The 1782-nt window shown below is 38.6% G+C and carries 2 protein-coding genes; both read left to right on the top strand.

The window, feature by feature from the left end; all coding sequences use genetic code 11:
- The coding region (istA, locus tag FDW96_RS02785; protein WP_137365189.1) for an IS21-like element IS712 family transposase at window positions 1-932 on the top strand (932 nt) is incomplete at its 5' end.
- A gap of 11 nt (window positions 933-943) precedes the next feature.
- Window positions 944-1702: an IS21-like element IS712 family helper ATPase IstB gene (gene istB / locus FDW96_RS02780; RefSeq protein ID WP_003331414.1), complete on the top strand. Its 759-nt coding sequence runs from the start codon at window positions 944-946 to the stop codon at window positions 1700-1702.
- Window positions 1703-1782 lie beyond the last annotated feature (80 nt).

Here is a 1782-nt window from a genome sequence, read left to right as displayed (position 1 = left end):
GCTATGCCAGATTGATTCGAGAATCCTGCAAACATAAAGCAACGATTCGAATTGAAACAACGCCTGGACTTTCTGCTCAAGTCGACTGGAAAGAAAATTTAAAACTGATCTCACGCAATGGTGAAGTGTTTACGATTAATATCTTTCTGTATATTCTTGGCTACTCTCGGATGAAGTATCTTCAATTGACCGTCGACCGTCTCCAACCCACACTCTTTGAGTGTCTCAATCACGCTTTTGAGAAATTCGGAGGTGTCCCTGAAGAAATTTGGTTTGACAATATGAAAACAGTGGTGGACCATTCTAAAAGTCAATTCTCAAATGTTGTTTTCAATGAACGATTCAGGCAGTATGCAAAAGATGCTGGATTTAAACCCATTGCTTGTCGGCCATTCAGACCTCAAACCAAAGGTAAAGTAGAAGCGCTTGCGAGAACTGTTGACCGCCTGCTTGTCTTTAACAATGAGTTTGAAGACCTTGAAGAATTACAAGCACTGGTCCAACAATTGATGGAAGATTTGAATCATAAAGAAATCTCTCAAGCGATTGGAACCTCACCTTCTGAACGTCTTGACCAAGAGGCGTTGAATCTCAAGGCTTTTGATTTAGAGCTTCTCAAAGTTTATAGTCAATTGAGTGTTCCTTTGACTCGAAAAGTCTCTAAAGAGGCACTTGTGATCTTTGAAGGGCGTAAATATTCAGTGCCGGTTAAATATATTGGACAGACCGTAACCTGTGAAAAAGAACAAGAGGACCTTAAAGTCTATTGTGACCAACGCTTGATTGCTCGTCATCCTTTAAGCGACCGTCCCTTTAATTATCGCCGTGAAGATTACGTTGAAATTCTTAAATCAGATGTCTTCAAACATCTTGAAGAAGACGAACTAGAGGCTTATGTGGATGAGAATCTTCAAGCCTACGATTTATTGTGAAGGGAGCGCTTATGACAACTTATCATCAATTACTCAACCAATTGGACCATTTAAAACTCGATCGTGTGCGTCAGCTCTTACCAGAGTTCTTAGATGAGCATGCGGATATTTCCTTAGTAGAGGGCCTTCATGAACTCTTGAGTGAAGAACTTCGTGAACGAGAAGCGCTCCTTCAGGAAAGACGATTAAAAAAAGCCCATCTGCCTTATGAAAAGCGTGTGATGGACTTTGATTTTCAGTTTCAACCGAAAATTAATAAAGCAGAGATTTTAGATTTACATACCTTACGTTTTTTAGATAAGCATGAGAATCTTCTCTTCATTGGCAATAGTGGCGTAGGTAAGACACATTTAGCTATTTCTATCACTTTAGAAGCCCTAGAGAAAGGTTATAGCTCTTACTTTTGTATGAGTACTGAATTAGTGGACCGTTTATTAAGAGCCAATCAAAAAGGAACTTTAGAGCGAGTATTAAAACAGTATGCCAATTATGATGTACTTGTTATTGATGAAGTGGGTTATCTGCCCTTTTCAAGAGATGGAGCGAGTCTTCTCTTTCAACTGATTAATATGAGATATGAAAAGAAATCCACGTTGATTACTACGAATATCCCACTTTCTCAATGGTCTGAGTTTCTTCAAGATAAGAAATTAACGAATGCTTTATTGGACCGCTTGGTTCATCATTCTAAAGTCATTTCTATTACTGGAAAATCTTATAGAATGAAAGACTATAGTGAGAAGAAAACCAAAACCCCAAAAAGTAAATAAAGTGATGGGCCCAAAACCAACAATTTGGGTGGCCCATTTCCTACATTTTCAATGACCCAAAACCAACATTTTTAGATGGC

This window comes from Citrobacter sp. TBCS-15, from assembly GCF_005280815.1.
GTDB classification, from domain to species: Bacteria; Pseudomonadota; Gammaproteobacteria; order Enterobacterales; family Enterobacteriaceae; genus Citrobacter; species Citrobacter werkmanii.
Note: the sequence above shows the minus strand (reverse complement) of the source record. Positions and strands in the feature narration are given on the sequence as shown.

Bases quoted from the DNA above. Each gene is read 5' to 3' on its own strand.
- istB (WP_003331414.1), top strand. From the start codon at position 944: ATGACAACTTATCATCAATTACTCAACCAATTGGACCATTTAAAACTC.